This window comes from Angustibacter peucedani, from assembly GCF_054779595.1.
In genome coordinates this window covers 1-5,155 of sequence record NZ_BAAGXY010000102.1, presented here as the reverse complement: position 1 = coordinate 5,155, position 5,155 = coordinate 1, and the positions used below count along the sequence as shown (strand labels likewise).

7 protein-coding genes are annotated in these 5,155 nt (G+C 75.7%); 3 read left to right on the top strand and 4 right to left on the bottom strand.

Features of this window, described 5'->3' with window-relative positions:
• The 3 genes from ACYVJ4_RS16070 to ACYVJ4_RS16060 form a co-directional block, all read left to right on the top strand.
• Positions 1-626 (top strand): glycosyltransferase (locus ACYVJ4_RS16070; protein WP_460461150.1); only part of this gene is annotated, 626 nt, incomplete at its 5' end.
• Positions 623-1,141 (top strand): type III secretion system chaperone family protein, encoded by a 519-nt coding sequence (locus ACYVJ4_RS16065; protein ID WP_460461149.1) that lies wholly within the window; start codon positions 623-625, stop codon positions 1,139-1,141. The genes ACYVJ4_RS16070 and ACYVJ4_RS16065, both read left to right, overlap by 4 nt.
• Before the next feature lie 10 nt (positions 1,142-1,151).
• Positions 1,152-1,904 (top strand): phosphoglyceromutase, encoded by a 753-nt coding sequence (locus ACYVJ4_RS16060; protein WP_460461148.1) that lies wholly within the window; start codon positions 1,152-1,154, stop codon positions 1,902-1,904.
• An 18-nt stretch (positions 1,905-1,922) separates the two neighbouring features.
• Here ACYVJ4_RS16060 and ACYVJ4_RS16055 read toward each other — a convergent pair whose 3' ends face one another.
• The 4 genes from ACYVJ4_RS16055 to ACYVJ4_RS16040 are packed head-to-tail and all read right to left on the bottom strand — an operon-like array spanning position 1,923 to position 4,940.
• Positions 1,923-2,555, bottom strand: a complete 633-nt coding sequence (locus ACYVJ4_RS16055; protein WP_460461147.1) for a response regulator — start codon at positions 2,553-2,555, stop codon at positions 1,923-1,925.
• Positions 2,552-3,997 (bottom strand): sensor histidine kinase, encoded by a 1,446-nt coding sequence (locus tag ACYVJ4_RS16050; protein ID WP_460461146.1) that lies wholly within the window; start codon positions 3,995-3,997, stop codon positions 2,552-2,554. Before ACYVJ4_RS16050 ends, ACYVJ4_RS16055 begins: the two co-directional genes overlap by 4 nt.
• Positions 3,975-4,499, bottom strand: a complete 525-nt coding sequence (locus ACYVJ4_RS16045) for a hypothetical protein (RefSeq protein WP_460461145.1) — start codon at positions 4,497-4,499, stop codon at positions 3,975-3,977. The genes ACYVJ4_RS16050 and ACYVJ4_RS16045 overlap by 23 nt, the downstream gene beginning before the upstream one ends.
• A 42-nt stretch (positions 4,500-4,541) precedes the next feature.
• Positions 4,542-4,940: a hypothetical protein gene (locus tag ACYVJ4_RS16040; RefSeq protein WP_460461144.1), complete on the bottom strand. Its 399-nt coding sequence runs from the start codon at positions 4,938-4,940 to the stop codon at positions 4,542-4,544.
• Positions 4,941-5,155: the final 215 nt, after the last annotated feature.

Here is a 5,155-nt window from a genome sequence, read left to right as displayed (position 1 = left end):
CCGGGCGCGCCGACGCCCGCGCCGCGCTGGGCGTGCGGGACGACGCGGCGGTGCTGCTGTTCGTCGGCCGGATCCAGCCCCTCAAGGCGCCGGACGTGCTGCTGCGCGCCGCGGCCGAGCTGCTGGCCGAGCGGCCCGACCTGCGCTCTCGCCTCGTGGTCGCGGTGGTCGGCGGACCCAGCGGGTCGGGCCTGGCCCGGCCCGAGTCCCTCGTGCAGCTGGCCCGCGAGCTCGGGGTCGCGGACGTCGCCCGGTTCGAGCCGCCGGCCGCGGGGCAGCGGCTCGTGCAGTGGTACCGCGCGGCCGACGTCGTGGCGGTGCCGTCGTACAGCGAGTCGTTCGGGCTGGTCGCGCTGGAGGCGCAGGCGTGCGGCACGCCGGTCGTGGCCGCCGACGTCGGGGGGCTGCGCGACGCGGTCGCGGACGGCCGCAGCGGCCTCCTGGTGCCCGACCACGACCCGCGCACCTGGGCGCACCGGCTCGGCGAGCTGCTGCTGGACGACGCGGGCCGGCTCGCGCTCGGCCGCGGCGCCGTCGAGCACGCCGCCGGGTTCAGCTGGGACCACACCGTCGAGGGGCTGCAGCAGGCGTACTCCGCCGTGCTGTCGGTAGGGTCGGCCGCGTGACGCGGACGCGGGACGAGGTCGTGCAGCTCGTGCTCGACTCCCTCTCGGCGTCCGAGGTCGACCACGAGCTGGGCGGTCGCCCCGGCGAGGTCGTGGCGACGCTGCCCGGCGAGCACAAGCTGCGCACCACGGTGTCGCTGCTGGTCGGCGACCACTCGCTGTCGGCGTCCGCGTTCGTGATCCGGCACCCGGACGAGAACGAGGCCGAGCTGCACCGGTGGCTGCTGCGGCGCAACGCCCGGCTGCAGGGGATCGCGTTCGCGGTCGACGGCGAGGGCGACGTCTACCTGGTCGGCCGGCTGCCGCTGGTGGGGGTGACGCAGGAGTCGCTCGACGCGCTGCTGGGCGCCCTGCTCGACACCGCCGACTCCTCGTTCGACCCGCTGCTGACGATCGGGTTCTTGTCGTCGATGAAGCGCGAGTGGGCCTGGCGCACCTCGCGCGGGGAGTCGACGCGCAACCTCGAGGCCTTCCGCCACCTGCTCGCCTCGGACGACGACGAGGCGGCTCGCTAGGCTCTGCCGCATGAGCGACGCGCCGCACACGCTGGTCCTGCTCCGTCACGGCGAGAGCACCTGGAACGCCCAGAACCTCTTCACCGGCTGGGTCGACGTCCCCCTGTCGGAGAAGGGGGAGGCCGAGGCGCGCCACGGCGGCGAGCTGCTGCGCGACCACGGTCCGCTGCCCGACGTCGTCCACACCTCGTTGCTGCGGCGCGCCATCACCACGGCGAACGTCGCGCTCGACGGCGCCGACCGGCACTGGATCCCGGTGCGGCGCAGCTGGCGGCTCAACGAGCGGCACTACGGCGCGCTGCAGGGCAAGGACAAGAAGCAGACGCTCGAGGAGTTCGGCGAGGAGCAGTTCATGCTCTGGCGCCGCTCGTACGACGTGCCCCCGCCGCCGCTGGACGACGACTCGGAGTTCTCGCAGGCGCACGACGTCCGCTACGCCGACCTGGGTGCCGCGGCGCCGCGCGCGGAATGCCTCGCCGACGTCCTCGAGCGCTTCCTCCCCTACTGGGAGAACGCGATCGTGCCCGACCTGCGCGACGGGCACACGGTGCTGGTGGCCGCGCACGGCAACTCGCTGCGCGCGCTCGTGAAGCACCTCGACGGCATCGACGACCAGACCATCGCCGGGCTCAACATCCCCACGGGCATGCCGCTGGTCTACCGGCTCGACGCCGACCTGCAGCCGCTCGTCGCGGGCGGCGAGTACCTCGACCCGGACGCCGCGGCCGCAGCGGCTGAGGCCGTGGCGCAGCAGGGGCGCTAACCGCCGTCCGCCCTCAACTCAGGCCGGGTCGGCGTCCAGGTGGTCGCGGGCCCACAGCGCGGCGCTCGTGCGGTCGGCCACGCCGATCTGCCGGAACACGCGGCCGAGGTGCGCCTTGACCGTGCGCTCGCTGATGCCCAGGGCCCGGCCGATCTGCTTGTTGGCCAGCCCGTCCGCGACCAGCCGCAGCACCTGCACCTCGCGCGCGCTGAGCGCGTCGGCGGGGCGCTCGCCCGGGCTCGACGGCAGCAGCACGCGCGCCACCCGTGGGTCGAGCGGGACGTGCCCGGCTGCCGCGGACCGCACCGCGCTCAGCAGCTCGGGCGGCTCGCAGTCCTTGAGCAGGTAGCCGATCGCGCCGGCGCCCAGGGCCTCGCTGACGCGCGCCCGGTCGCTGAACGACGTCAGCACCACGACCTTGGACGACGGCGACGCGGCCGTGATCGCGCGGGTGGCCTCGACGCCGTCCATGACCGGCATCGACAGGTCCATCAGCACGACGTCGGGTGCGAGCTCGGCCACGGCCGCGACCGCCTCGCGCCCGTCGGCCGCCTGGCCCACGACGACGACGTCCTCGCTCGCGCTGAGCAGCGTCACCAGCCCGGCGCGCACCATCTGGTGGTCGTCGACGACCAGCACCGTCGTGGTCATGCCTCCCCCTCCACCGGGACGACGAGCCGCCACCGGGTGCCGGAGCCGGGCGCGGACGCCACGGCCAGGTCTGCTCCTGCGGTGCTCGCGACGTCCGCCACGAGCGAGAGCCCGAAGTGGCCCTCCTCGGGCTCGGCCAGCCGGGCCGCGACGTCGAAACCGCGCCCGTCGTCGTCCACCTCGAGCACGACGTGGTCGCCGTCGCGGCGCAGGGTGACGGTGGCCCGGCACGGCGCCGCGTGCTGCGCGCTGTTGCGCAGCAGCTCCTGCGTGACGCGGTAGACCAGCCGGTCCTGCTCGGCGGTCAGCGCCAGCTCGGCGGGCGGCGGGACGTCGAGCCGCACGTCGACCTGCCGTCCGCGCAGGCTCTGCGCCAGGTCGGTGAGCGCGGCACCCAGCCCGGCGCCGGCCAGGCTCGGCGGGTAGATGTCGACCAGCAGCGAGCGCAGCGCCCGGATGCTCGAGCGCACGCTGCCCGCGGCGGCCTGCAGCTCCTGCGACAGCTCGGGCTGGTGGGCGGCGTCGGCGCGCGCGGCGGCCCCTGCCACGGCGAACGACGTGGCGGCGAGCTCCTGCACCGGGCCGTCGTGCAGGGTGGCCGCGACGCGGCGGCGCTCCTCGGTCGAGGCGTCGACCGCGCGCTCCAGCAGCAGCTCGCGCTGGCCCTGGGCGCGCTGCAGGCGCCGGGTGAGGTGCCAGAGCAGCGGCACGACCAGCACGACCAGCAGCAGCAGGCTGCTCAGGGTCACGCCCGCGAAGCCGCGCCCGAGCTGGCTCGCCCGCTGCCCCACCGACTGGTAGGGCGCGTACATCTCGAACAGCGCTTCCTTGCCGGTCGGCGTCCACACCGGGCGGTAGACCTCGAGCAGGCGGTCGCCGGTCTCGAACACGTTCTCGGCCGCGGTCAGGTCGGAGACCTCGGCCTGGGTGCGCGGCGACGCGAGCACCTCGCGCTGCTCGGCGTCCAGCGCGAACGTCCGCCCGACCAGCTGCGGCTCGTCGGCGTACAGCACGGTGCCGTCGGTGCCCCAGATCTTGACCCGCACGACGTTGGGGCCGAGCACCCGCTGGCGCACGACGGCGTCCATCGCGGCGACGGCCTTGGCGTCGCCCGTCAGCAGCGCGTCGGTGACCGCGGGCTGGATCACGGCCTCGGCCAGGACGTCGGCCGTGGTCGCCGCGTCGTTGACCGCCTCGCGCTCGGCCAGCCGCTGGGCCGCGAGCGCGCCGAGCACGCCGACGACGACCAGCACGACGAGCACGCCCGCGACGAGCTGGGCGAGCACCGGGCCCACGCGCACCGGGCGCTCGGGCGCGGCGACGCGCTCGGGGCGCGACAGCGTGACCCACGCCGGGCTCGCGGCAGGGGTCGACCCCGCACCGGCGTCCGGTGCGGGGTCGTGAGCCGTGGGGAGCGGCTCAGTCGTCGGATCCGTGGCCACCCGAGCCCTTCCCGCTGCCGCCGTGGTCGTCGCCGGCGTCGTGGGACGCGCCGTCGTCGCTGCCGCCGCGGCCCGAGCCGGAGCCCGAGGAGCCGGAGCCCGAGGAGCCGGAGCCCGACGAACCGCCGTGGTCGTCGCCGGCGTCGTGCGTGGCCGGGTCGTCGGACCCGCTGCGCGTGCCGCCGTGGTCGTCGTTCGCGTCGTGGGTGGCCGGGTCGTCGGCGCCGCCGCGGCCGCTGCCGCCGCTGCCGCCGCTGCCCCGGTTGCGGCCGTGGTCGTCACCGGCGTCGTGGGTGGACGACGGCGAGTGCGTGGCGGTCGCCGTCGGTGAGGACGTCGGGCTGCTCGTCGTGCTCGGGGAGCTGGTGCGCAGCACCTGGGCGCTGTCCGGCGTCCGCACCGGGACGTCGCGGGAGAACGAGGCGTTGCCGAGCAGGCCGGTGGCGGCCGGCACGACCGCGACGGCCACGGCGAGCGGGTAGAGCAGGGTGGTCTTCTTCATGTCAGGGGTCCTTCCTGGGATCGATTGTGACCGACGCGGGCGTCAGCCGATGGCGAGAACGCCGCGGCAGGTGGCGCCGGTGGTGGTGTTGCGGGCGTAGCCGACGAGGTGGTCGGTGCCGCTGCGGTCGGTGACCAGGCGGAGCACCTCGAACGACGGCGAGGCGCCGGCAGTGCGGTGGCTGCCCTTGTAGACGGTCGTGCCGTTGTCGCTGATCGTCACGGCCCACAGCTGGCCCCGACGTCCGGCCTCGACCTCGTACTCGACCTGCAGGCGCGAGCCCTCGTCGCCCGCCTTGAGCTTCCAGTGCCCGCCGGCCGAGCAGGACCCGCTGGTGCGGACGTCCGAGCCCTTGGCCGCGGCCGGACCAGCGGTGGCCACCGCGGCCGTGGTGACCGCGGCGAGGGCCAGCGTTGCTGCGGTGAGCCTGCGTGCTGCCATCGTCGCCTCCTGGCGTCAGGGGGCCGGTGCGTCCGACCCGATGGCTCCACGGTGCGGTGCGGGCGCGGGCAGGCACCATCGGGCGATGGTCTTACGACCACCCACCCGTGCCGTGCCGGCGCGTCATCGCACCCGTCGTCGCAGCGAACCGGTCGCGATCGCGACGTCCCCGCTGCGATGACGCGTGCGATGACGCGGGGGGGGGGGGGGGGGGG